This window comes from Blautia sp. MCC283, from assembly GCF_018785565.1.
GTDB lineage: Bacteria > Bacillota > Clostridia > Lachnospirales > Lachnospiraceae > Blautia_A.
Window position 1 is genome coordinate 100,210 of record NZ_WQQB01000028.1, and the last position, 25,206, is coordinate 125,415.

Consider the following 25,206-nt stretch of genomic DNA (forward strand, 5'->3'; position numbering starts at 1 on the left):
TTTCTCCAATCCGCTTTATTATACATCCTGTCAGGCATTTTTGTCAAAAACATGTTTGCATTTACAAAATGCTGCCTATAAAAGATATTCCCATGCCGCACGTTTCAGCCAGTCGTGATAATCCGCTTTTTGTACTGTCTCTCCATACAGGATATCAATACTTCCTATTTTCTTTCCATTCTGATAGTATTCCTGTTTTCCGGCTTTTTCTCCTTTTTTCACCGGAGCAGTCTGTTCTTCTGGAAGAACCACTTTCTTTTTCACATGATCCGGTTTTGTTCCATCTGTACTGAGATATCGGAATTTTCCTTTATAGACAAGACTGGCTTCCTGCTTTACTCCCTTTCGGATCTTCAGAGGTTTCAATTTTTCCGGTACATCATCTGTATATAATATACATTTTGAAAAGCCATAATTTAAAAGGGCAGCCGCATCACGAAATCTTGTTTTGGGGTCCGGCGCTGCCATCACAGAAGCGATCAGTGTAATCCCGTTTCTTTTTGCCACTGCACTGAGACAATATTTGGCAATACTGGTACTTCCTGTTTTCAGTCCCATACATCCTTCATAACTCCGAAGCAGTTTATTTGTATTCGTCAGAGTAAATTTGGAGGAACCTTTTCTGGTTACATGGGTAATATCTTCCATCCATACCGACGAATATGTAAGAACTTCCGGATACCGACTGATCAGTTCCCGGCTCATAAGTGCAATATCATAAGGAGTGGTATAATGATCTTTTGATTCTGTCAACCCACAACAATCCACAAAATGTGTGTTCTTCATGCCAAGTTTCTCTGCCCTCTGATTCATCTGTTCCACGAAGGCCTGCTCAGTCCCTGCAAGATGTTCTGCCATTGCCACGCTGGCATCATTTCCGGATGCGATCACAATACATTTGATCATGGTTTCTGCTTTTTGTGTTTCCCCTTCTTCCAGATATACCTGGGAACCGCCCATGGATTTCGCATAAGCGCTTGTCGTGATCGTATCATCCAAATGCAGCCTGCCATCCCGAATGGCATCAAAGATCAGGATCAGCGTCATAATTTTTGTAATGCTTGCAGGGCTTCTTTTCGTATCCGGATCTCTGGAATAGATCACTGTGCCTGTCTCTTTCTCCATCAGTACCGCACCTGGTGCTTCAATAAGGTTCTGATTTGAATTTTCCAGCGTTTCGTCAGGTTCTCCCCGGACACCAAGAGGGCTGAAAATAAAATTCAGTGCTATGCTCCATACCACTATACTCTTTTTGATCCTGCTGTATTTCATAAACTCACTCCTATAAAATTCTCTCTGTTCTATTTTAAAGGCTTCTGTCCTGAAATATGCCAGAAATCCCAAAACAGACCGAAGAGAACAAAAGCTCTTTGCTTCCATTCTCCCGGTCTCTTTCTTATGAAAACAGTAAGGGAATCGTATTTTTTATACAGTCATTGTGAGAATACCTGTCATATCTGGCTTTTTCATTCACAAAAGTAAGAGATGCCTCTCTGTTTTCCATTGTTAAGGCAGCAACACCTGTGGCAATTTCTTTTGGATCTTTTCCATAGGCTGCCTCTGCTTCTTTCACGATCCGGACATTTTCTGTATTTGCCAGGATTTCTTTCAGATAGTACCGTAAAACAGGTTTTTCCCAGACTGTATACTGACCCAGGGGAATATTCTGAAATGTAACTGCGGCAACGGCATAGCCATTTTCATCCACTTCGTAACTGTCTGGCACAAAAGTCACATAATCTTCATAATGATGAGAAACGCCCGCCAGATCTGTTCCTTCTACAGAAAAGAAAAATGTTGGATTTCCATGCGCCCAGATAATATCCGCTTCTTTTATTTTCTTCATTACAGTAATCGTTCCAAAAGGCAGGATCACAGGTGTATTTTCGGCCTGCAGAAAAATCTCACTCGTCAACGCACCTTCTTTTTTCTCAAAAACAACGGTTTTGTCATAATTGCCTTTGTAGTTCTCCGGATTTTTTGTTTCCACGATTCGGAACTTCCCACCGTTTTCCTCTGTGATCAGAAGTTCTTCCGTATAGTACGATTCTCTGTCGCTGTCATATCTTAAAATTCTCTTTTCGCCCAGATCATCTTCATAGGCTTTCTTTTCCTGGTTCCACTGATAAACTGTAAATTCCGCTCCGGTAAGCGGCTCTCCAGTATATACATCTGTTTTTTTCAGGCGGATAACTCCCTTATATTCTGGTACTTTTTTATTCTGTACTTCCAGAAAAAGACTTACGCTTTCATCTGATATATCTACTTCCTGTTCCCATTTTCCTTCATATCCTTTCGGATTCCTGGTTTCTGTTATTTTAAATTTTCCGGTATTATCAGCTGTCTGCAAAAGTTCTTCACTGACATAAAGCTGCTGTTCACTGTCATATTGCAGAACTGTTCCTGTTGTCTTATACGCTTTCCTGGCAGCACTGTATTCATACAGCCTAAACTCTGCATCTTCCAGAATATCTCCGGTTTCTTCATCCGTTTTCCGGATTTCAATTTTCCTTTTATTTTTCTGATAATTCAGGGCTTCAAAGGTAAAGGTTTTAGCTGTTCCTGGCTCTGTCAGCCTGATATCTTTCTGCCAGTTTCCAGTATAATTTACAGGTGCTTTTGTCTCACGGATGCGGAATTTTCCCTGATTATCCTCCGTATAAGAAAATTTTTCCGAATTATAGGTTCGCTTCTGTTTGTCATAAGTCAGTGCTTTTCCGGTTTTTCCATAACTTCCTGTCTTCTTGCTCCATTCATATAAAGTAAATGCCGCACCGGCAAGCGGATCTCCGGTATCACCATCTTTTTTTGTAATAACAACTGTTCCACTGATATCCATAATATCTGTCACACTTACAGCCGTTGTTTTTCCGGATAAAACAGTAAAACTTTTAATCGCTGTGCTTAAGAGATAGCCTGTTGGTGCCTTTATTTCTTTCACATAATATTTACCCGGAATCAATTTGGAAAATGTGTAAACTCCCGTTTTATCTGTGGTTCCGATCTCTATCCTCTGATCTTTTTTATATCTGGTACGGTAACCGGACTTCAATGCTTCTGCCGCATAGATCGCATACTGTGCACCTGCAATCTTTTTTCCGGTATTAGCCTCTGTCTTGGTAATTTTTACATTTCCGTAACCAGATGGTTTCATTGAAAACGTGAGCTGTCCTCTTGTTCCCTGATATACGTATGCTCCAAAATCCTGCACTCCATCTTTTCCTGTCTGTGATTTTCCATCTACCAGAATATAAGAAACCGGCTGTAACAGCATTTTACAGGAATACTTTTGTGATGCTGACGTCTCCAGTGGAAAGATCAGGTAAAAGCGGGCCCCATCTTTCAGAGTCAGACTTGTACCACTCATCATATTCGGACTTGTCAGATGTGCTTCCCGGTCTGCTGCACTTTCCCAATAGGCAAGCTGCCAGGTTGCTGTGGCCGGCCTGGTTATTATAATCCCATTTCCCGCTTTTCCTCCATCTGTTATTTTCAAAAGCGGGCTCATCTGAAATCCGTTTTTCATACTATTCGGTATATACGGCAGATTGTCCGGCCTCGATCGAAATACACTAAGTGGAATTGTCTGACCAGTTGCAGATATCCAGCCGTTTTCTCCATAAACAGACAAAGCAGCTTTATTTCTGGGTGGAATCGTTAATGTCCTGATCTTATTCAGGAAACGGTTGATTCCCACATGCTCCACCTCAGTTTCTGTCGCATAGCCACAATCATTAAAATATGCTTTAGAAAGAGCAATGTGTGTAAAAACATATCGATTCTGCCATTTCGACCAGTTTATGTGACCGCAGGATGGATCATAACTGGTTCCCAGATCTCCCGGACCGCCATATCCAAAATACAGCAGTTTCTGAACTGTAGAATTTTTCAGCACTTTGACTGCATCATTTTTCAGTGTAGTGCTGTCCACGCCATCTTTTGTGGCTTTCAGACAATATAAGGGAGAAACTTTTTCTGCTCCCGTATCATCTACATAGTGTACGGATCGATAAGTGCAGCCCATGCGGGTCTGGTTTCCGGATCCCCAGAAATCATTTGCAGCTGTCCAGATTTCATCACAGTAAACTCTTGTCCAGACATCCAGGTAGTACTGAGAAGCACCCAACGCAGTAACCGCAAGAGTCTCATTGTCGTCTGCCGTTACCTGTGCACTTTCCGTCTGCGTAAAACTCTCCGCAAGAGCCGGTGAAAACGCAATCATTTCTCCATTTTCAATATCCTGGATCAGTTCCTGTGCTTCTTCGCTGTTTCCGGTCAGAAGATCTGCATTTTCCTCCGAAAAGACCGCAAAATCCGCTTCCTCACCGGACTGCTGCTCTTCTTCTGAAAAAATTTCTGCTGTTTTCTTATCATTTTCAGAAAAATTTCCAGACTGTTTATTTTCCGAAATCTCTGTTTCGGAATCACCCTGTGCCAGTGTTTCTTCTGTATCAGAAACTACATTTTGTTCCTGCTGTATACTTTCTGTTTCTGATCCACCATCTTCTGGATCTTCATTTTCCACAGCTTCCTCTATCTCTGGCAGATATTCTGAAGAGATTCCCATAACCGTACTGGCAGAAGCAGCTATGGAGGAACCAAAGATCAGCAGTGCCAGCAATGTACCGGTTATTTTTCTTTTCAATTTTTTCTTCCTCCTTTCCTGAGTACCAGAATTCCGGCAAGAAGGGCCACTTCTTCCAAAATCAGGAAAAATCGGATTCCTGTATCATCTCCTGTTTTTACCGGAGCTGTTTTCCCGGAGGAAGCTCCTGTTTTCCTGGAATATCCATCAGAATTTTCTTCTTTTTCGGACTGCCCGGCAGGAGTTTGAGATGGCTGTATTTTTTCTTTTTGATCTTCTTCTACGGAAAATATCCATTTTACATCCCCGTTACGAAGTGCAAAATCATTATTAAGCTCTGATGGAACTGTAATCTGGAACTTCATTTCTCCGGATTTTCCCGGTTGGAATATTCCCAGCGAAACAGCTTTATTCAGAGAAACAGCCAAAAGATCTCCGGAATACAGTTTCTTTCCATCCATTGATATCACAAGCTTTAACTTTTTCAGAAATTCCTGATCTTTCACAGACTTACATTCCGCTGAAGTGCGGAAAAAAATCTCCGCCGTATTTTCCGTTGCATTTTTGATCTTAACAGAATCCTCAAGAACATCTCCCGGCATTGCCGCAGAAAATCCTGCAAAGAAATCTTCCGGAGCCGCGATCAGTTTATGTGCGTCTCTCTCAAATACTACCCTGAGCTTAACCTGACTCTTCCGTTTTACAACCCGGCCGTTGGTATCATGTATGCATCGCAGGATCTCCTGATTTCCCCAGGGCGACATAGCATTAAAATCCGGTGAAAAATTTGCAGCCTGAATGGCATCTGCCACGATCGTGATCCCCAGTTTTTTCTCCTGATAAGGTTCTGTCCATTCTTCCGGTATTGTCACTCCGGTAAAGATATCTGCGCTTTCTCCCTGCTCCAGCTTTCTGGTACAGTAAAAATACGCACCTTTTTTTACCCAGTATTTCGGCATTCCCGTCAGATTGGTGTCATTTAATCCTTTTCGGTTTTCCAGGTTATCTGCATACGTGATCTTCACTCTCACCCAACACGGTTCCGAACGATTTGTGATCCTTGGGATTTTGGATATCCTGTCACCAGGAAGGACCATTTTCTGATTCTGATACAAAATTTCTTTTCCATTCTTTTTTTCCAGTTCTTTCATCGAAATATTGATATCACCGGTAGAAATATGGTTCGTCACAGTTACTGAATCCGAAAATTTTCCATACGCAGATACACACATTGCAATACTGCCAGCTGTCAGAATTCCCGCCAGTATCCATTTAAGAAATTTCTTCAAGCTTTTCACTCCTCTCTGTATCTGCAGATATCGGGTTTTTAAAATAGTTCCAGGCACTTTCAAAATCAGAAAATCCTTCTGCCTGAACCGATTCTTCATACACATTGATCTCAAAGTCAGTAATACTGTCCTTATATGTATCATCGATCTTAGACGAATCAATGCGGAATCCGCTGCATAAAGGTGTGGTTTTCTCTCCTTCCGTGACAACATTTCGATAGTAATAATACCCGTCTTCATTGTTATACAGCCAGTTTACTGTATCCAGTCCAAGAAGTTCCACCCCTTTTCCAACATCATAATTGGAGTAGGAAAGAGCCATTCTCACATAACAATCCGCATGAAATCCTCTTTCACCACCGGAAAAGTTTCCTGCCCAGATTTCTTTAATATAGGAGGGATTCTCTTCCACTGGTGTCGGAGTCGGATCCGGAAAATTTTCTTCTATTTCTGTTGTCACATGTCCTACTGCCAGTGTATTTACTTTCTGATCAGAAGCGGAAAGATATGCAGCTGTTCCTGCTGTCAAAAGAAAACCGGCAGTAAGAAAAAAACATACAGAAATTTTCAGATTTTTCATCTGGTGACACCACCAGCCTGTCCTTTATTCTGATTTACATATTTCTGATATGCAGCCTTGGCCTGTTCCAGAACAGTTGTACTGTCATCCCCGGTATTCATGGACTGAATCGCATAAGCACGCACCGGCATATCCAGCTGCTGTGTATCCAGCTGTCCTTCAATGATATTGGCAAAAGTTACTGTGTCAAACAGTGTTGTTGTTTTTTCTCCCGGATTTAAAATATGGTTGTAAGCGTAGGTATACACCATATTCTGTCCGATTTCCTTTTTTTCCAGCTGTGTCCAGTCATTGTTCTTTGCATAACTGAAAAGTTCTGTTTTTGCCAGGGCATTTCTGGTCCCGTCCTGAGCCGCGGTAATTACTTCACTGACAGGCACCGACACCTCCAGATACACAAACGCTTCGTTTACGCCAACATTCTTTACATATGGATCTTTTTTGATCACCTGAGTAGGAACAATCTTTGTATTCTCTTCCGGTTTCCACCCTGGTTCATCCAGTTCAATATCTACTTTACCCACTGTAAAACTGTTGGTAGTTGTTTCAAAATCTGTAAGATATGCCGCAGTTCCTCCAGCTGCCAGTGCTGCGATCATTGCTCCAAGTGCGATTCCTTTTACCATTTTTCTGTTTTTCATCATAAATTCATTCCTCCATGCAATTTTTTTTATTCTTTTTTGGGGTATATGCCAGATCAGAGATCACTGACAGACCTGCCATAATACATACGGCAGTAAATGGGATCCGGGCTTTCAGAAAATATATGATATAGCCCAGATAAGGCAGGCAAAAGACCACCCGCCCGATGATCTGCGACTTTGCCACAGGAATCGGATCTGCGTTCTTGTTGGCGTCGCCTTTTGTGATAAAGGTACCTTCTTCTTTCTTCACAACTCTGTGTGTAACAACGGTATCTTCATTATGAAATGTGATAATATCTCCCGTTTCAGGGGAATACGCTCCTTCTTTTGTAAAAACAACGGCTCCTGTTGGAATCTTCGGTTCCATGGATCCGGAATAAACCACATATGGGCGTATCCCGAAAAGACCCGGAAGGAGAAGTACCATAGCAACTATGAGCATCAAAAACAAAGCTGCATTAAATATACATCGAAACAATATTTTCATTTCTATATTCTGTTTTATATACTATTTTGACAAAGATTTCCTGCTGTGGGAAAAGAAGTTTTTTATCCCGATCGTCCGAAAGATCTGGCGGCGACCGGCCCCAAATATACTGGTCCATAAAAACCTGCTTTCTGTCTGTTTCGCAATAAAAATTGTGGATATCATATGGAACGGAACCGTTCCGAAAAGTTCATCTTATAAAGACGCTTATAGATAAAAATAAGATCTGTTTCAGATGTTGTTATTATAAAACCGGACTGCTGATAAGTCAACGAAATTCGTCCGACAAAATTCGACCATAAATTCCGACTTTCCAGAGAATTCCAGAAAGGAACTGCCACAGTCTTTTACTCCGGCAGTTCCCGGCAATTACTGTTGCGTAAGAGAATAAATACACTCCAGCGGAATCATCATGATCTCCTGTATTTCTTTTTTCTCCTCTTCTCTGTTTTTTCCTGTAACCGGAATTTCGATTCGAAAAGCCGGCTGATGTATTGTTTCGCCATAAAACTGTTCAGGCCTTCCCATATTTCTGCGGTCCGACTGTTTCTCATAATCCATAGAATATCGTTCCAGTTTTCCTCTTGTACATTTTTTCAGATGACGCGCCAGGCGATAGCCTTTCTGACCAGCAGAAAATCCCTGTTCCTGCCTGTAATAGATGATCTTTTTTCCTGAACTGCAAAAAAACAGGAGCCCCCTGCTTGCATATTCCTGAAAGATGCGTATCAGTGCTTTTGTCTCATTTTCACTTGCCGGCTGCTGGTGTATCTTTTTTCTGTTGCAAAAACTGGTCGGAAAATTTAAAGCCGGATCCATTCCCCTGGCATTGCACACAAATTCATCACAGGGAACATCCTGCATTTTCAGCATCTGCCGAAAGATTGGATTACGCACAGTTCCATAGCCTTTTCGGCAGATCTCATATCCATCCGGATTCACTACCGGAATAATACAAAGTCTTGTCTGATCCAGAAGTTTTCTCACCTCATAAAATTCCTGAACAGTCCATCCACACTCATAATTCCGGCAAAGTTCCACTGCTGTTTCCGCAAGCCTGTCCGACATCTGCCCATCTGTTCCGGAAAAACCAGCTATACAGAAAATACATAGATCTCCGGTCCCTATTTCAAGCATGGGGATCATCCGGTCATCGTGGCTTTTTCCGATCACACGGAACTGTGTGAATTTCTGATATCTCTGAGCCGCTTCCCAGAGCAGATAATAAATATTTTCATAGGTTTTTTCCTGTACTGTTTCCATCTTTTCTTTCCCCCGATCTTTCCGTCATTTTATTATTTATGTATGCGGGAAAGCATAAAAAAAGAACCGGTATCTTAACACCGATTCCTTTTATTCACAAAATAATTCAGGATTCCGCCACCTACAATGATCACCATGGCAACCGCAACCACTCTCTTGGCGGCTTCCTGGGGCAGCTGCCCCTTTGATCCAATGGAAGCCTCATAAAAAGTCAGCGTATAATCAATTTCATGAGGTGCCCCCATGGCCAGTGTATCTGCGATCACTTCCATTTTATCATCCAACGCAGTAACTGGTATGGTAAATACAGAATTTCTGCCCTCTTCGCTTTCGTTCTGGAACTTCTCCCCGTCAACGATCATATAATCATAATTGGAACTGCTCCACTGAAGTTCTGCATACATTCTGCCATTCTTCACCAGCATCAGTGTTGGAGAAGATACACTGGCTTTTCCACTGCCGCCTTCCAGATCTACCTGTATGGAATATTCCCCATCCTCCAGATCTGTTTCTATTCCATTTTCCTTCTGCGCCGCAGCCACAGATACCGGTCCTGCCAGCATCAGTGCGAGAAACAGTACCGGCATTATCTTTATCATGTATTTCATTTCTTTTCTCTCCATTTTCCCGTTCTTTTTGTATCACTATAGCACAATGCATGTTTTCTGTAAAGAACCCTTCCGCCTGTTGAAATGTTCCCTGCTTTCAAGTATAATAGAGAGAAATTTGTGTACAAACGAAAGGAATGAACAGAGATGATCGAAACTAAAAATCTCACCAAAACCTTCGACAGTTTTACTGCTGTGGATTCTCTGGATCTTCGCATAGAAACCGGCGAATTTTTTGGACTTCTTGGTCCCAATGGTGCCGGCAAAACTACTACGATCAGTCTGCTTTCCACTTTGCTTCTGCCCACTGCCGGAGAGATCCTGATCAATGGACAGACATTGGGACGCAACCGACCGGATCTGAAACGTAAGATCAGTGTGATCACACAGGAATATTCCATGCGTCAGGATATGAATATGGATGAGATCATGGAATATCAGGGACGTCTTTATTTCATGCCCAGGAAAGAAATCAAAGAAAAAACAGAAGAACTTCTGGATTTCTGCGGACTTCTTCCTTTTCGAAAACGTACGGTACGTAAGCTTTCCGGAGGAATGAAACGAAAACTCATGGTATGCCGCGCTCTTCTCACAAGTCCCGAAATTCTTCTTCTGGATGAACCTACTGCAGGAATGGATGCGCTCTCCAGGCGGCAGATGTGGAATCTTCTCCGTCAGCTCAACGGAAAAAATCTTACCATTCTTTTAACCACTCATTATATGGAGGAAGCTCAGTCTCTCTGCAACCGGGTAGCGCTTATGGATCACGGCAAGCTGGAAGAGATCAACACGCCCTCCGGTCTGATCGAAAGTCTGGGTAAATATACCGTTGACCAGGAAACTCCCGAAGGTCCCAAAAGCCACTATTTTCACAGCAGAGCTGATGCTATTGCTTTTCTGTCCTCTCTGGACGGGCAGTGTACCCTTCGTGAAACAACTCTGGAAGATGTTTTTGTAGAACGTGCAGGCAGACACCTGATGCAGCGATGATCTGCCATATATCATATTACTAATAGAATGGACGATGAATATCATGGGAATACTTACTATTTTATGGGAAAAATGGGTAGAATTTCGAAGAGATTTTTATAAGATCACACTGGCTGCCATGATCGCACCTTTAATGTATCTTATTGTTTTCGGAATGGGAATACAGACCTCTTCCCACGGGGAACCTTATCTGAACTTCCTGATCCCCGGAGTCGTTTCACTGACTACTATGAACGGAAGTTTTAATGCAATTGCCCAAAACTTAAACGTACAGCGTCTTTACGAGAAGGCATTTGACCAGGTCATGATCTCGCCAACTCCTCTGTGGCAGTTTATTGCAGGTCAGATCATCGGTGGCAGTCTCCGCGGTCTTTATGCAGGCGGAATCATTCTTCTGCTGACTATGCCCATTGGAACGGGACTGGTCTTCAATGGATGGTCTCTGCTGGTAATGTTTTTAAATGGTGCTGTATTTTCCGCAATTGGAGTTGTCGTTTCTTTCCTTGCGAAAAATCATGCGGATGTGCCCCGTTTTTCCAACTATATCATTATGCCAATGGCTTTTCTGTGTAACACATTCTTCTCTACAGAAAAGATTCCGGGATTTCTCGGCAATTTCGTGGCTGCACTTCCTTTGTCGCAGACCAGCCATCTGATCCGTACCATTGCTTCCGGCGGTGCGGTAAACTACATCAGTATTCTGATCCTGGCAGCTTATCTTGTTGCATTCAGCATTGCCGCTTCCTGGTTTATCTATAAGAAGAAAAATCTGTAACCATGCTCTGCAACTGATGGTTTCTGCTCATTGAACAAAACTTGTCAAGCAGATATTCGCAAGCCATATTCGCTACTTGCTCATAACCGAATAACAATTATATATCTGACAAAAAATCACCGGCTTCTCTGAAGATTGAGAAACCGGTGATTTTTGTTATATCTTTGTTATCCTATTCCGTGATCAGATATCTTTTTTTCTTCTTCTCACAATTACATATCCGCCTGCAAGAAGTGATGCCACGGCAAGTGCTGACATTGTTCCGATCGGTGAATTATCGGCTGTAGATACCGCACTTCTGGAAGTACTTCCATTACCTCCATTGGAGGAAGTTGCTGATGCCTCTCCTGTTACCGTTGCATCCGGATCTGTACCTGTCTGACCGTCTGTACCATCCGCACCAGGAGTTCCCGACGGAGTTAACTCTGCAGATTTGAACTGATATACCGCAGACTCGATGGTATCAAGCGGCTGCCAGTTACCATTGGTGTAAACATATTTCTGGAAGAATACATACAGATTGTAAGTATCTGCTTTTTTAATTCCTTTGGTAGAGCCGATCTTCCATGCTGTATGCTGCTGTTTGGCAGTTGGATTGGCAGCAGTGCTCCAGTAAAGCGGAACCCACTTCACATCACCCTCATTTGGATTCGGATTTGTCGTTCCTGCACCGATAACCGTAAAATCATAGAAGGTATTCGGATAGAACTGAAGTGCATCATCCAGTCCCTGCACAATACTGTCTGTTACAGGCGGAATATTTGCTCCCGGTACATTAGTCGGAGATGGTGTCGGAGTTGCCGGTCTTGAAGACTGAGACAGTGTAATCTTAAAGGATTTTGCTGTTTTTACAACACCATTGATCGTTGGCTGTAAATCAATATCTTTTCCCTTGGAATCTTTCGCTGTGAGGTATACTTCAATTTCTTTATCCGGAAGATTATTAAGTTCGATATTAAAGGATTTATCCGCTTTGATATTTATGCTTCCGCTTCCACCGTCTTTATCGGATCCTTTTACTTTCCAGGTGTAGTTACATACACCATCTGCACCGATGATACAGGTAACCGTAGCGGAAGAATGATCACGCCAGCTTAATCCGGTCCAACGGAGAGACGCTTTCGTGGTAGTGGTTTCTTTCGGACGTTTGGATTCAAGCAGTTTGATCCTCTTGGAGACTTCCTGTTTGTCTTTATCCTCGAACCATACCAGAAGATCAATCTTGTTCTTGGAATCAAGCTTATCCAGCGGGATTGAGAAATTACCTGCTTTGGAAACATCAACTTTGTTCTTTTTATCATTTTTTGCAGTTTTACCACGTACTACCCATTTATAATAACAGGTTCCTGCTTTGGTAGTATTCAGGGTTATGGATACCTTTGTACGGCTTGACCACTTGGAGCCAACGGCTTTTATAACTGGTTTGGTAACCGGAGCCGCAGTCTGTGTAATGGTCTTTTTTGCAGGCTCTGCATTTACAGATCCATCCGTTGCTTTTACCCATACATAGAGATCAACTGCGCCGCCTGTAAGGTTCTTAAGAGAAACGCTTGCTGTTTCTCCAGCTGCGATCGCTACGCCCTCAGTGGCGTCATCTATGGATGGAGCTGCTGCACCTTTCGCAACCCATTTATAGTAGTATGTACCGTCTTTATCTGAGGTGATCGTTGCTGTTGCGGTAGTTGATCCGTTCTTCCATGTAGAGCCTGTGATCTTAACGGTCGGTCTGTTGGAGACGAGTGCTCCTGTAGTGGTATCTACTTTAAAATTCTTATCTCCCTCATACTGTGGAGCCAGAACGCCAAGCGCTGCTTTAAAAGCTTCATCTGTGACATCTTCAGATTTTGCGATAGCAACATAATTCTCTGCCGCATTTTCTACAGAAAAACCGATCTTTGGAGACGTGATCTCTCCATTGACAACAATTTTTCCGTCTGTACCTGCAAGCACTACATTGGCTGCTGTCTGGCCGTCTGTCTTTGTATTTCCGGTGATCGTTGGCTCAGTATCTGCTGCTCCGTCACCTTTCTTTACAAGGATCATACCTGTACTGTAGACAGCTCCACCATCAGAATGATTGTTACTGATCTGACCGCCTGTGATCTGAACAGTTCCACCTTCATTAAAAATAGCTGCTCCTCTTGCAGTTGTCGTATTATTGGTAAGAGTAATGCCTGTTGTCATGGCAAATTTCGCACCGGATGCTACATGGACCAGAGAACCTGTCACCTGTGTTTCACCTTCAACGGAACCATCAACAGAGAGTGTTCCGGCTCCTTCCGCAACATCTCTCTTTGCCATGTAAAGGATACCGTTTACCTCGAAAAGATTGCCGGCATAGCTGTCCGCACGCTCAATTTTGGCATTCTCATCTTCTCCGACAATTGCAATTCCTTTATTTGCCGGAATTGTAACAGTGTTTGTAAGGGAAATCGTTCCACTGATAATAATCTTTGTAAGATCTGACTCCTGTACATTCGTCGTATCACTCAGTTCCGGAGCTTCATTGATAACTTTCTGAAGTTCTTCTTCACTTTTTACCACAGTTCCCTGCTCCGCTGTCTCCGCAGCAGCCGCCGCCTGTTCCTGTTCCAGCTGCTGCTGGGCAGCCTCAGCCTGAGCCTGTGCTTCTGCTTCTGCCTGAGCCTGCGCTTCTGCTGCTGCCTGGGCCTCAGCATCTGCTGCAGCCTGTGCCCCGGCATCTGTATCAGTCTGAGCATCCGCCTGTCCATCTGTATCTTCCTGCTGGCTGTCCGCTCCGTCTACATTTGTCTGGGCATCAAACTCTGTGCCATCTGCAGCTCCTGTATTCTCCTCTGCAGCCTGGGCCTCGGCAGCTGCTGCGCCTGTATCTTCAGCAGCAAATGCTGCGGCAGGTGCCATTCCCACTGTCATGGAACCGGCAAGCAGGACTGCAAAAAGTTGCTTTTTTTTCATTTATAAGTCCTCCTGTTCGAGTTGATCTGTCTATTCAATTCAATAATCAGAAAAAGTATAGCACACCGTCCAAAAAAAGTAAAGCGGATGCAACACTCCGCTTTACCGGGCATCCGCTTACGGACGGACCTGTCCGTTTCCGTAAATGATATATTTGGTTGTCGTCAGTGCAAGAAGTCCCATTGGTCCTCGTGCATGAAGTTTCTGAGTGCTGATTCCAATCTCTGCACCAAACCCAAATTCATTTCCATCGGTAAACCGCGTGGATGCGTTCACATAAACGGCCGCCGCATCTACCTCATCCAGGAATTTCTGAGCATGGCTGTAATCATTGGTAATGATCGCCTCTGAATGTTTTGTATTATATTTATTAATATGTGCAATGGCTTCCTCTACAGAATCCACTACTTTTACAGAAAGAATATAATCCAGATATTCTGTTCCCCAGTCTTCTTCTGTCGCAGGAACAGATTCCGGCATCAGTGCACCGGCATCTTTATCCGCACGCACTTCCACATGCTTCTCTTTCAGGCGCTCTGCCAGAACCGGAAGAAAAGCGTCCTTTACCTTGCGGTTTACAAGAAGAGATTCGCAGGCATTGCACACACCTACACGCTGTGTTTTGGCATTGATCACAATATCAGCAGCCATCTGAAGATCTGCGGTTTCATCCACATAAATATGGCAGTTGCCGGTTCCTGTCTCGATCACCGGAATCGTGCTCTGGTTTACGACCGCTTTGATCAGGCCTCGTCCTCCCCGTGGTATGAGAACGTCTACATATGCGTTCATCTTCATAAATTCTGCTGCTGTCTCCCTGGAAGTATCTTCGATCAGCTGGATCGCATTCTCAGTAATCCCGCAGGATCTCACGGCTTCACGGATACATTCCACAATCGCGGTATTGGAATGAATGGCATCACTTCCACCTTTCAGGATGACAACATTTCCGGTTTTAAAGCAAAGTCCGAACGCATCAGAAGTTACATTTGGGCGTGCCTCATAAATGATCCCGATCACGCCTAGTGGTACCCGTTTCTGTCCGATCATAAGTCCGTTGGGACGTTTTTTCATGCCGGTAACTTCTCCTATCGGATCTTCAAGACCTGTAAGCTGGCGAAGTCCGTCTGCCATTCCCTCAATGCGCTCTGGTGTCAGCATCAGACGGTCAATGAGACCCTCGGACATCTGATTTTTTCTTCCGTTTTCCACATCCAGGGCATTGGCTTTCAGAATTTCTTCTGTGTGCTCCACAAGAGCTGTTGCTGCAGCTTCAAGGGTTTTGTTTTTGTCATTTGTAGAAAGATTTCGAAGAACGGTCTCTGCATCTTTTGCATTCTGTCCCAGTTTTTCAAGCATTTCATTCATTTCAAATACTCCTGCCTTTCTTTCTGTCTCTTTATTGCATTTCAGCATTTTACTGCATATCGCGATAGATCTTTTCTTCGGTAACAACAACCTGTGGCCGGATATCTGTCGGTTCTGTGGGAACTTCCGGAAGGATCTGGAAGGAAAAACATACCGCAACTCTGCAGATTCCCGGATGTTTCTCCAGAAATCGATCATAAAAACCGCCGCCATAGCCTACACGGTCACATTTCTCATCAAATGCAACTCCCGGCATGATCATCATGGCATCTTCCCATGAAACAGTTTCTCCGTCTTCCCTTGGCTCCGGAATTCCAAAATAACCGGATTCCAGCTGTGAAAAGTCCGTCAGTTTATAAAATATCATATCTTTCCCGAATACCTTCGGTACAGCCACTTCTTTGCCATCTTTCCATGCCTGCTCGATCATATAACGGGTGATCACTTCATGATTGTAATCTGCATATGCCATGATCCGCTCTGCGTTTCTGTATTCCGGAAGTTTCGTCAGTGTCTCTGTGATCACATGGCTTTTTTCCTGAATCCAGGCATCATCATGCTCTTTTCTGGCTTTAAAGATTTTTTTTCTAATTTCCTTTTTTTCTTCCATATTTTTCTCCCAGGTTGGTGATACTGCCATCCTTTTCTTTGATATCGATATTATTCAGATGTGCACGAAGGCTTCCCTTTACCGCATCCAGATACTCTTTGCGCAGCTTCGCCTGTTCTACTTTTTCCTCTTCCGTGAGGCCTACACTTTTCTGTTTATGTGCCAGTGCGTTGATTCTGTCGATCTTGATATTGTCCATCATAATAATTATTCTCCTTACAGCAGTTTCTCAATATAATCAATGAGGAAGAATTCTTCCTTCTTGTTTCCAACAAACAAAGTTCCGCAGTTCTTACCCTCCACGATCCTGTGGATATTATGGAAATCATTTCCATTGGCAATAACCATGTCCGCTCCGGCTGCTGTTGCAATGATCGCAGCGGTAAGTTTAGTTGCCATTCCACCGGTTCCCACATTGCTTCCTGTGGAAGATTTTCCAAGTTTTCTCATATTGTCATCCATATTTTCTACAATGTCAATAAACCGGGCATCAGGATTGGAATTGGGATCGTCCGTGAAAAGTCCGTCAATGTCAGACATCAGGATCAGAAGATCCGCGCCGATCAGAGCCGCAACTACAGAAGAAAGTGTATCATTATCTCCGAATTTTACCAGATTCTGGAATTCATAGGAAGAGACAGAGTCATTCTCATTTACAATAGGGATCACGCCCTCTGCCAGAAGCTGATTAAAGGTATTCTGAGCATTCCTGCGGTTGGTATTATTGACCATAGTATTCTTGGTCATCAGGATCTGCGCCACCATCTGATTGTATTCTCCAAAAAGTTTCTGATAGATAGTCATCAGTCTGGCCTGGCCAACTGCCGCACATGCCTGTTTCTTTTCAAGCTCAGCAGGTTTTCCCTTCATTCCCAGAGCTGCTGCTCCCACAGCAATGGCTCCGGAAGATACCAGAACCACATCTTTCCCCTGGTTGTGAAGATCACTGAGTTCTCTTGCAAGGATCTCCAGTTTACGAAAATCCAGTCTTCCTGTTTCTGAATGGATCAAAGATGAAGATCCGATCTTGATTACGATACGTTTCTTGTCTTTCAGACGTTCTCTGTAATTTGCATTCATGTTTCCAATTCTCCTGATACCTGTATATTCACTGCATGATCCGGACAACCATATTATTGTCCGGATCTGCTTTTTTCTTTATATGATACGGGCTCTGATTCGCTGTATACGCTTCCCGCTTTCTATTGATATGTGACAGAATCAATCCTGTCGTTCTGTACGATCTCAACCCAGGTAGTTCCCTGATTTAAACGGATCTCCTGTTCATTTCCATCATAATAATGAGTTATTCCCCAAGGTGAATCTTTCTCCCAGCGGATATCGATGGCTTTTCCTCTGGTAATAAACTTACCTTCTCCTCCGGAAATGGCATCAATGTTCAGATATCCGTTTCCGTCGTAAGCCGGGCATGAAGAATACTGCAGGATAATATTATCGCAGGTTATCTGCTGGTTATCCAGCTGATCTACATGTTCCTTTCCGAACTGGAACCGTTTGTATTCCCCGGATGTCTCATCGTATTCATACCATGGATGGTTATCTGTGAAATTATCCAGTTTCACTATATTAGCGGTGATCCCATCCTCCGGTACGATTTCCACCCCATCTTCCACAAAAAGATAATGTCCCTCGTAGTCTTCTTTATATTCCTGGCTGTATCCCATGGCATCAATACCAGCCTGAAGGTGTGCAGCATCTGTATAGGCATTGTGAGGTGCCTTCCTGTCACTGGTCCGGAAAAATGCCAGTTTTCCCATCTGGATCCCGTTGAGATTGTCGATCACATGCTGTTCTAGATAAGGCAGGGCATAAGCCGCCTGTCCATAATGCGCGTAGATCGCATTGAATTCATTGGCATAAAAGAGATAATAATCGCGGCAGCTGCGTACAGACCCGATCCGTTCCAGCTGATCGTAATCTTCAAGAATTCCCATAAGACGGGTAATGTTTCCCTCTACCGGAGCTTCATACACAACTCCGGCATGATTGATCCCACTCTGCGGCGCACCGGAACTGTTGTTGCCCATCATAACGGCAACCGGCCGCCGGCGTCCGATGCTCTCGGGAACATTCTCACCGGTAAGATAGCTCTTTACCTGTGTTTCTGCCTGACTGCCTGTATTCGGCTCAAAGCCTACCAGATCCTGCTGTGCTCCGAATGCAGGGACGCTCTGAGCGACACAGATGCATGCTGTCATAATACCTGCCAGAATATCTGTCTTTTTCGTTCTCATATATTACCTCCTTTTCTTCCGGCGGAAAGATCTTCCGCTTAACTTTTTTCGCGGTTACGCTATCTTCCGATCTGTCTTATCGATTGATACCCAGCTCTTTAAGTGCATTCGCCTGCTTGGCTTCCATGACTTTCGCCTCATCCTCTGTCATATGGTCATACCCAAGAAGATGAAGCATGCTGTGGGCAACCAGAAAGCAAAATTCCCTTGTAACACTATGTCCGTACTCCTCTGCCTGAGCAAAAACTTTCGGCACTGAGATCATGATATCTCCAAGCAGAAGTTCGTCACTGTCCAGATCAAAATACGATTCATCCTCTTCCACCACAGAATAATCTGCCGGAGTTTCGAAAGGGATCATCGGAAAAGACAATACATCGGTAGGGGCCTGGATATTCCGGAATTCTGTGTTTACTCTCTTGATCTCCTCATTATCGGTAAGAACCAGATTGACCTGTCCATCATAAGGACATTTCTCCATTTCCAGAACCTTATCCGCAACCTGGGATGCAAGGGCAGCATAATCGATCCCGAGCTCCTGGTCTGTTTCATATTCGATATTTATGGTCATCTTCTGTACTCCTTATTCTTCACAGCATACCTGTCATCTTTCCGGGATTTGGCAGGTTTCTGTTTTTTCTCATAATCATCGTAGGCCTGCACGATCTGCTGTACAAGGGGATGACGTACAACATCCTTGCTGGTCAGCTGGCAGAACCCGATATCATCAATCTTCTTCAAAACCTTCATGGCCACATCAAGGCCTGACGCCGCATCTTTCGGAAGGTCTTTCTGGGAAGCATCGCCTGTGATGATAACCTTGGACCCAAAACCGATTCGTGTCAGGAACATCTTCATCTGTGCAGGAGTGGTATTCTGTGCTTCATCCAGAATGATAAATGCATTATCCAGAGTACGACCTCGCATATAGGCAAGAGGAGCAACCTCGATCAGACCTTTTTCCATATTTTTTGCAAAGCTGTCTGCCCCCATGATCTGATAAAGTGCATCATACAGGGGACGAAGATACGGATCGACCTTACTCTGGAGATCTCCCGGAAGAAATCCCAGTTTCTCGCCGGCTTCAATGGCAGGTCTGGTAAGAATAATCCTGGAAACTTCTTCATTGCGGAATGCGGTTACTGCCATAGCCATGGCAAGATATGTCTTACCGGTTCCTGCAGGCCCCACTCCAAATACGATCATCTTCTTACGGATCTGTTCCACATAATCCTTCTGTCCAAGTGTCTTGGGTTTAATGGGTCTTCCCTGTATGGTATTACAGATAAAGTCCTTGTCGATTTCCTCCATCACGGAACCGATCTTCTCCATGGCAAGAGAAAGTGCATAATTCACATTCTGCTGTGTGATGGTATTGCCTCTGCCCGCAAGGGTATTCAGTTCCTCCACGATCGCCTTCGCCTGTGTAGCTCCCTCCTGGCTTCCCAGGATTTTAAGAGAACCATCCCGGAAGATCATGGTTACGTTCAGAGTTCTTTCGATCAGCTTCAGATGCTCGTCAAACTGTCCGAAAATATTCGCCTGGCGGTCTGCCGGCACATCCACATATAATTCGATAATGCTGCTAGCCATCCTCTGGTGTCCTTTCTTTCGGCTGCGTCTTTCTTTCTGTAGGGCCTTCCTTTCCTGTCTTTTCTATGACAGTAAGAGAACCTCTGCTGACGCAATCCTGATGTTTTATTTCTATTTTAACATTATTTTCAGATATTTGAACCCCTTTTTCTATTAATTTTTCTTCATAAATATAAAGCCTCTGAATGGCCTGTTTTTTTGCGGCCTTTTCTGTCAGTTTTTCTTTTCTGATCTCATATTTTCTGGTGGTGATGATTCCCGCGGAAATGGGGAGTCGAAAATTTTCAGAAGGTACAAACGGATATTCACAGATCAGACGATCCTCATTCTTCTTCGCAGCAGGAGACAGATCCAGGATCCAGTTTTTATTTCGGATAAAAAAACTCCGTTTTTCTTTTTCCCTGTAAACTTTTTTCTCTATAGTAAGTGGAAATGTATCATAATAATCAATGGTATAGCGTACATAAACATCTGCATCTGCCTGAACATACTCATAACGGACTACCTCCTGACTGTCATCTGTAATGTTGACAATACCGGAAATCAGTTCCTGTCCCTTTTTTACTTCTTCACCACTCTTGATCAGGGGAGTGCCCTGTCGTGTGACCACAGACTCTACAATTCCATCCACAGTTGAAAAAAGGCTGCAGGCAGCTTTTGATGTTTCTTCAGATAATTTCGTATCTCCTTCCCGGATTTCAAAACCCAGCCTGGTCCCGGAAAGTTTTGCCGATACCCAGGTAATTTCCGGAAACTCCCGCCGCATCTCTTCTGCCAGTGCATTGCAGTGGATCTTCTTTTTGGATACTCCACAACAGATGCCTTTCTCTTCCAGAAAGTCTACCAGCTGTGGCGTAGGATTTAAAATATTCCCCTCTATATGAATGTTCCAGACCCTTCCGGACAGAAAAAAAAGGACTCCGATCACCGTCAGAACTCCTGCCGGCAGGAGTTTATTCCGTCTGCACGCCAGCAGAAAAAAAACAGGTCCTCTTTTTTTCAGGATATGAATATGTACACCCGTTTTCCTCCGAAGAGGACCGATCAGAAAAAAATCTTTCACCCGCATTGTCAGCAGAAGTTCTTTTTCTCCTGTCTGAACGATTCTCCTGAACATTATCCCACGGCTTTTGCACAGATTCAGGAACCGTTCACGCTGTTCGCCTGTAACGGACAGTCTTACAAAACCAGGAATCATTTTTTCTTTCCCTCCTCAAGCAGAATGCTTTCGATCCGTCCGCAGACACACATTTCAAATGCTGTATAACAGGAAATTTCCAGGCGTTTTCCATGGATCACAAGTCTGCCGGACGGAGTCAGAATTATGATCTCCTCTCTTGTATAGCGCTGAAGATTCCTGTAATTTTCAACGATCGCCCGGCGTTTTCCGGTAAGGATCACCTGTGTTTCACGAAACGCCGGTTCCACCGGCAGATCCAGAAACTCCGACATTTTTTTCATAAAAAAATCCTCCGGCATTTATCATTAATCTATGCCAGAGGATTTCTTCATATGTATTATTTGCGGATCAGAACCATGGAAAACCAGAGAATGGTATTTCCCCCCAGATTATATTCCATCTGTTCCCGTTCCACGATCTCATTTACCACGACACCATAGCTTTCCAGACAGGGATGCATATGTTCCGGAAAACGGCAGGGTTTTCCATCCAGATACGCACATCGTTTACAGTAATCACAGGATTCCGTGGAAAGAGTAAAGGTCTCATATCCTTCTCCCTCCAGAAAATCCCGGACTTTTTCTGTAAGATCTTCGTGTGCCATTCGTGTGGAAAGCATCTCTTCCATATTCATCATGTCCGATACTTCCGCCACACTGGAAAAAAAGATCGCCTGTGGAAAACTGTGAATCTTTTTCTCACATTTCGGAAGTTCTCCTACTGCCGGGGGACAGGCCCAGGTGCTGCCATAGCGCTCACATTCCTGTTTGCAGATTGTCCGTACACGTTCCTGCACTTTGATATCAGCTGTGTCCAGCAGACGATACTCAAAAATCGGATACTGGGCAATAAAATCTTCAAATTTTTCTTTTATATCCATACTTACAAAATCTCCTGTTCTCCAAAAAGGCTCATAACTGCCGCCTCATAGTCACCCAAATGCTGGGATTTTTTGATCTTTTTGAGGTATTTTGCGTAATTGGTAAATCCCGGTGCCATATAGCTCCACAGTTCTTTCATACGAAAAAGCACATTTCGTTCTCCGGAAAGGTACTCCTGATACTCCCGATAAAGACAGTCATGGAACTGGCGCATTTTCTGCTTATACTGAGACTGACGGTCTTCTTTTTTCATTCTGGTTCCGCACATAATTTCATCCAGAAGGTAAGGCCTTGCAATGATCCCCCGTCCGTACATGAAGCTGTCCGCATCCGGAAATTTTTCCTGGATTTCCTGATAAGCTTCCACGGAAAAAATATCTCCGTTGTAGCCCAGCGGAACTTTGATTTTTTTCCGCGCCTCTTCGTATAATCCATACCGCGGAGTTCCCTTATAATGGTCCTTCAGAAGGCGTGGATGGATGATCAGCTCCTTTATTGGATATTTGCTGTAAATTTCAAGAAGTCTTTCCCAGTCTTCCTCGTAATCGGTGCCCACGCGCGTCTTAATGGAAATCTCCATCCCTGTGTTAGCAAAGATCTCGTCCAGAAAACGGTCAAGCTTTTCCGGTTCTCCCAAAAATCCGGCCCCTTTTCCCTTGGCTGTTACGGTTCCTGAAGGACATCCAAGATTCAGATTCACTTCTTTATGGCCATATTCATCCCGAAAAATATGTGCGGTTTTGACAAAGTCTTCCGCATTATTGGTCAGGATCTGGGGAACCACCGGAAGCTTTCCGTTTGTGTCAGGGGACACTTCTTTAATTTCCTTGCTGCTGAGTCTCTTGTTTGGCTTGGCGGTAATAAAGGGGGTAAAATATTTATCCATGGGATAAAAGCATTCATTATATGCATTGCGGTAAACCCAGTTGGTAACACCTTCCATGGGTGCCATATAATTCTTCATTACCGTTCCTCCTTCATACGGAAATAAATCTGTTTCCTTCCGCCACTGCCGGTAGGAATCCTGCCGGTTTCATAACTGCCCAGGGATTTGATAAACGGAGTCAGCTTGGAATACCCGTAATTACGCACATCAAAATCCGGAAGACGTTTTCCCAGCTGATCGCCCAGCTGTCCGGAAGACAGCCAGCCTTCCTCGTCAGAAAATTTCTCGATAATGGCATTAATTGCTTTCCGTACTCTTTTCAGGTCTTTATTCTTCTTCGAGCCGGAACTGTTCTGTTTATTATTCCCATTTCCTGCTTTCTTCGCCTCTGCTGCAGTTTCCAGATCTTCTTTTTTCTCTTCTTCCTGCTGATTGCGGTAAAGGAGATCCAGATATTTAAACTGATTACATGCGGAAATAAAAGGTTTGGGCGTCTTTTCCTCACCCATGCCCAGAACCAGCATTCCGGATTCCCGGAGTCTTGCTGCCAGTCTGGTAAAGTCACTGTCCGAAGAAACAATACAATATCCATCCACATTTCCGGAATAGAGAATATCCATGGCATCAATGATCATGGCCGAATCCGTGGCATTTTTTCCCGTAGTATAGCTGTACTGCTGAATGGGAATAATAGAATCCTCCAGAAGAACATTTTTCCAGGAAGAAAGCCTGGCACTGGTCCAGTCTCCATAGATCCGTTTATAGGTAGCGATGCCAATGTTCGCCACCTCGTCCACAATGATCTTGATATATTTGTCTGATACATTATCAGCGTCGATCAGTATTGCAATTCTTAATTCATTGTCCATAAATCCAACCTTTTCTTTGTCAAGCGGATAAAAGCATCCGCAGTCGGTTAATCTGTGCCGTCTCCGCCCCGGCGTCTTTTAAGAACAGTATAACTGAAATTTCCTCAGTGTTCCAGCATGATCTTAAGGATTTCTCGGTCTGTTTCTTTCATTCCATCTTTTCCGATCTGCCCCACACAGCTGATGGTTTCTGCTGTTTCTTCCTGAAGAATTCCCGTGTAAGGAGCATAGGACTGACCGTTCATGGCAAGATGATGAGCAAGAAACGCCGCATCCAGACTGGCCGCGATCTTGGCAGCACAGGAGATCTTTGCTCCATCGCAGATGATTCCCGGAATGTTCGCCAGAGTATTTTCGATAGTCTTTTTGATCTGGGAAATACTTCCCCCTACCATATAGGTGATGGCTGCTCCTGCCGCACAGGATGCAGACACCGCACCACAGAATGCCGATAGTTTGCCAATATAATATTTCTGATACACAGTAAGAAGATTGGAAAATACAAGTGCCCGGTACAGACTATAGTCCGGCAGCTCCATTTCCCTCGCATAAACGATCAGAGGGACGGAACAGGCGATTCCCTGATTTCCGCTTCCGGAGTTAATGACAACCGGCATGTCACATCCGCCCATACGCGCCTCGGAAGCCGCAGCGGTAAGGCTTCGCATTCTGGTAAGCATATCATGGGAATAATTTTCACGGATCACACGTCCGATCCCAAGTCCGTATTTTCCGGTCATTCCCTCATGGGCAATGGCCATGTTGCTTTTGATCTGGGTATCCAGAAGAGTTTTTACATCAGAAAGTTCTACGGTATCTGCAAACTCCCGGATATCCTCCAGATTTAAAAGACTGCGGTCTGCCGCTTCTTTTTCTTCCAGTGCCTGATCCGCATCCAGCAGGATTTCTCCGTTTTTTTCAATTCTGGTCACATTAATGTGATCGTATTTGATCTCCAGACAGACAGTATCTTCTCCTGCACACATTTCAATTACAATATGAAGTACAACCGGGGTGTCCAGAAGTTCCACTTTACAGATATCCGCATCCAGAAGTTCCCGGCAACGTTTTCTTCCCTCGTCTGTTACTTTTGAGAGAACCTCCATATCAAGCGATGCATCGCCTGCCACCGCACCAAGAACCACTCCTGCGGGAATCCCCTTTAATCCTCCGGAGTTTGGAATGATGACACAGCGCACATTCTTTATAATATTTCCGGAGCATTTTGCCACAATATGCTCCGGTTCTCTTCCAAGAACTTCTCTTGCCCTTGCCGCACCGTAAGCCAGAGCAATCGGCTCCGTGCAGCCCATGGCAGGAACCATTTCTTCCCTCAGAATGGCCAGATAATTATCATATATATTTTTTTCCACCTTTTTCTTTTCCCTTCTCATATTGTCCGAAAT

The 25,206-nt window shown here is 44.0% G+C and carries 24 protein-coding genes; 2 read left to right on the forward strand and 22 right to left on the reverse strand.

Annotation, left to right across the window (positions count from 1 at the left end; genetic code table 11):
• Positions 1 to 75: 75 nt before the first annotated feature.
• The 8 genes from GPK81_RS09915 to GPK81_RS09950 all read right to left on the reverse strand — a co-directional run bounded on the left by GPK81_RS09915 (position 76) and on the right by GPK81_RS09950 (position 9,456).
• A complete protein-coding gene (locus tag GPK81_RS09915) occupies positions 76 to 1,272 on the reverse strand; it encodes a D-alanyl-D-alanine carboxypeptidase family protein (RefSeq protein WP_021977775.1) in 1,197 nt (398 codons plus the stop codon).
• Between the two features lie 124 nt (positions 1,273 to 1,396).
• Positions 1,397 to 4,645, reverse strand: coding sequence for a SpaA isopeptide-forming pilin-related protein (locus GPK81_RS09920; RefSeq protein WP_215706958.1), 3,249 nt, complete (start codon positions 4,643 to 4,645; stop codon positions 1,397 to 1,399).
• Complete coding sequence (locus GPK81_RS09925) at positions 4,642 to 5,874, reverse strand: hypothetical protein (protein WP_118071455.1); 1,233 nt, start codon at positions 5,872 to 5,874, stop codon at positions 4,642 to 4,644. Before GPK81_RS09925 ends, GPK81_RS09920 begins: the two co-directional genes overlap by 4 nt.
• A complete protein-coding gene (locus GPK81_RS09930; protein WP_118062953.1) occupies positions 5,858 to 6,454 on the reverse strand; it encodes a hypothetical protein in 597 nt (198 codons plus the stop codon). Before GPK81_RS09930 ends, GPK81_RS09925 begins: the two co-directional genes overlap by 17 nt.
• Positions 6,451 to 7,098, reverse strand: coding sequence for a TasA family protein (locus GPK81_RS09935; protein ID WP_021977771.1), 648 nt, complete (start codon positions 7,096 to 7,098; stop codon positions 6,451 to 6,453). The genes GPK81_RS09930 and GPK81_RS09935 overlap by 4 nt, the downstream gene beginning before the upstream one ends.
• A 4-nt stretch (positions 7,099 to 7,102) precedes the next feature.
• Positions 7,103 to 7,585 carry a signal peptidase I gene (locus GPK81_RS09940; protein ID WP_118062955.1) on the reverse strand — a complete coding sequence of 161 codons (483 nt, stop codon included), beginning with the start codon at positions 7,583 to 7,585 and terminating at the stop codon, positions 7,103 to 7,105.
• 369 nt (positions 7,586 to 7,954) lie between these two features.
• Positions 7,955 to 8,848: a M14 family zinc carboxypeptidase gene (locus tag GPK81_RS09945; RefSeq protein WP_215706959.1), complete on the reverse strand. Its 894-nt coding sequence runs from the start codon at positions 8,846 to 8,848 to the stop codon at positions 7,955 to 7,957.
• 74 nt (positions 8,849 to 8,922) lie between these two features.
• A complete protein-coding gene (locus GPK81_RS09950) occupies positions 8,923 to 9,456 on the reverse strand; it encodes a hypothetical protein (protein ID WP_021977767.1) in 534 nt (177 codons plus the stop codon).
• Between the two features lie 147 nt (positions 9,457 to 9,603).
• On the opposite strand from GPK81_RS09950, the gene GPK81_RS09955 reads away from it, so the two are divergent.
• Both GPK81_RS09955 and GPK81_RS09960 read left to right on the forward strand, forming a co-directional pair.
• Positions 9,604 to 10,446: an ABC transporter ATP-binding protein gene (locus GPK81_RS09955; RefSeq protein WP_021977766.1), complete on the forward strand. Its 843-nt coding sequence runs from the start codon at positions 9,604 to 9,606 to the stop codon at positions 10,444 to 10,446.
• A gap of 43 nt (positions 10,447 to 10,489) precedes the next feature.
• Positions 10,490 to 11,221, forward strand: a complete 732-nt coding sequence (locus GPK81_RS09960; protein ID WP_021977765.1) for an ABC transporter permease — start codon at positions 10,490 to 10,492, stop codon at positions 11,219 to 11,221.
• 183 nt (positions 11,222 to 11,404) lie between these two features.
• Here GPK81_RS09960 and GPK81_RS09965 read toward each other — a convergent pair whose 3' ends face one another.
• From GPK81_RS09965 to GPK81_RS10030, 14 genes are all read right to left on the reverse strand, one after another.
• A complete protein-coding gene (locus tag GPK81_RS09965) occupies positions 11,405 to 14,158 on the reverse strand; it encodes a hypothetical protein (RefSeq protein ID WP_215706960.1) in 2,754 nt (917 codons plus the stop codon).
• Positions 14,159 to 14,275: 117 nt separating this feature from the next.
• Positions 14,276 to 15,526: a glutamate-5-semialdehyde dehydrogenase gene (locus tag GPK81_RS09970; RefSeq protein ID WP_215706961.1), complete on the reverse strand. Its 1,251-nt coding sequence runs from the start codon at positions 15,524 to 15,526 to the stop codon at positions 14,276 to 14,278.
• Between the two features lie 49 nt (positions 15,527 to 15,575).
• The gene (locus tag GPK81_RS09975) at positions 15,576 to 16,136 is read right to left on the reverse strand and encodes a 5-formyltetrahydrofolate cyclo-ligase (RefSeq protein WP_215706962.1); all 561 of its coding nucleotides are present in this window, start codon (positions 16,134 to 16,136) and stop codon (positions 15,576 to 15,578) included.
• Positions 16,114 to 16,335 carry a DUF896 domain-containing protein gene (locus tag GPK81_RS09980; protein WP_118064326.1) on the reverse strand — a complete coding sequence of 74 codons (222 nt, stop codon included), beginning with the start codon at positions 16,333 to 16,335 and terminating at the stop codon, positions 16,114 to 16,116. Before GPK81_RS09980 ends, GPK81_RS09975 begins: the two co-directional genes overlap by 23 nt.
• 17 nt (positions 16,336 to 16,352) lie before the next feature.
• Complete coding sequence (proB, locus tag GPK81_RS09985; protein WP_021977760.1) at positions 16,353 to 17,216, reverse strand: glutamate 5-kinase; 864 nt, start codon at positions 17,214 to 17,216, stop codon at positions 16,353 to 16,355.
• A gap of 122 nt (positions 17,217 to 17,338) precedes the next feature.
• Positions 17,339 to 18,391, reverse strand: a complete 1,053-nt coding sequence (locus GPK81_RS09990; RefSeq protein WP_215706963.1) for a DUF3048 domain-containing protein — start codon at positions 18,389 to 18,391, stop codon at positions 17,339 to 17,341.
• 76 nt (positions 18,392 to 18,467) lie between these two features.
• The gene (gene ybeY / locus GPK81_RS09995; protein ID WP_021977758.1) at positions 18,468 to 18,962 is read right to left on the reverse strand and encodes an rRNA maturation RNase YbeY; all 495 of its coding nucleotides are present in this window, start codon (positions 18,960 to 18,962) and stop codon (positions 18,468 to 18,470) included.
• The gene (locus GPK81_RS10000; protein ID WP_118064259.1) at positions 18,959 to 19,984 is read right to left on the reverse strand and encodes a PhoH family protein; all 1,026 of its coding nucleotides are present in this window, start codon (positions 19,982 to 19,984) and stop codon (positions 18,959 to 18,961) included. Before GPK81_RS10000 ends, ybeY begins: the two co-directional genes overlap by 4 nt.
• A complete protein-coding gene (locus tag GPK81_RS10005) occupies positions 19,977 to 21,182 on the reverse strand; it encodes a sporulation protein YqfD (protein WP_215706964.1) in 1,206 nt (401 codons plus the stop codon). The genes GPK81_RS10000 and GPK81_RS10005 overlap by 8 nt, the downstream gene beginning before the upstream one ends.
• Positions 21,179 to 21,445 carry a YabP/YqfC family sporulation protein gene (locus GPK81_RS10010; protein WP_021977755.1) on the reverse strand — a complete coding sequence of 89 codons (267 nt, stop codon included), beginning with the start codon at positions 21,443 to 21,445 and terminating at the stop codon, positions 21,179 to 21,181. Before GPK81_RS10010 ends, GPK81_RS10005 begins: the two co-directional genes overlap by 4 nt.
• Before the next feature lie 56 nt (positions 21,446 to 21,501).
• The gene (locus GPK81_RS10015; RefSeq protein WP_215706965.1) at positions 21,502 to 22,044 is read right to left on the reverse strand and encodes a DUF2284 domain-containing protein; all 543 of its coding nucleotides are present in this window, start codon (positions 22,042 to 22,044) and stop codon (positions 21,502 to 21,504) included.
• Between the two features lie 2 nt (positions 22,045 to 22,046).
• Complete coding sequence (locus GPK81_RS10020) at positions 22,047 to 23,009, reverse strand: tRNA dihydrouridine synthase (RefSeq protein WP_215706966.1); 963 nt, start codon at positions 23,007 to 23,009, stop codon at positions 22,047 to 22,049.
• On the reverse strand, positions 23,009 to 23,800 hold the full coding sequence (locus GPK81_RS10025; RefSeq protein WP_215706967.1) for an NYN domain-containing protein: 792 nt from the start codon (positions 23,798 to 23,800) through the stop codon (positions 23,009 to 23,011). Before GPK81_RS10025 ends, GPK81_RS10020 begins: the two co-directional genes overlap by 1 nt.
• Before the next feature lie 104 nt (positions 23,801 to 23,904).
• Complete coding sequence (locus tag GPK81_RS10030; RefSeq protein ID WP_021977751.1) at positions 23,905 to 25,194, reverse strand: L-cysteine desulfidase family protein; 1,290 nt, start codon at positions 25,192 to 25,194, stop codon at positions 23,905 to 23,907.
• Between the last annotated feature and the right edge of the window lie 12 nt (positions 25,195 to 25,206).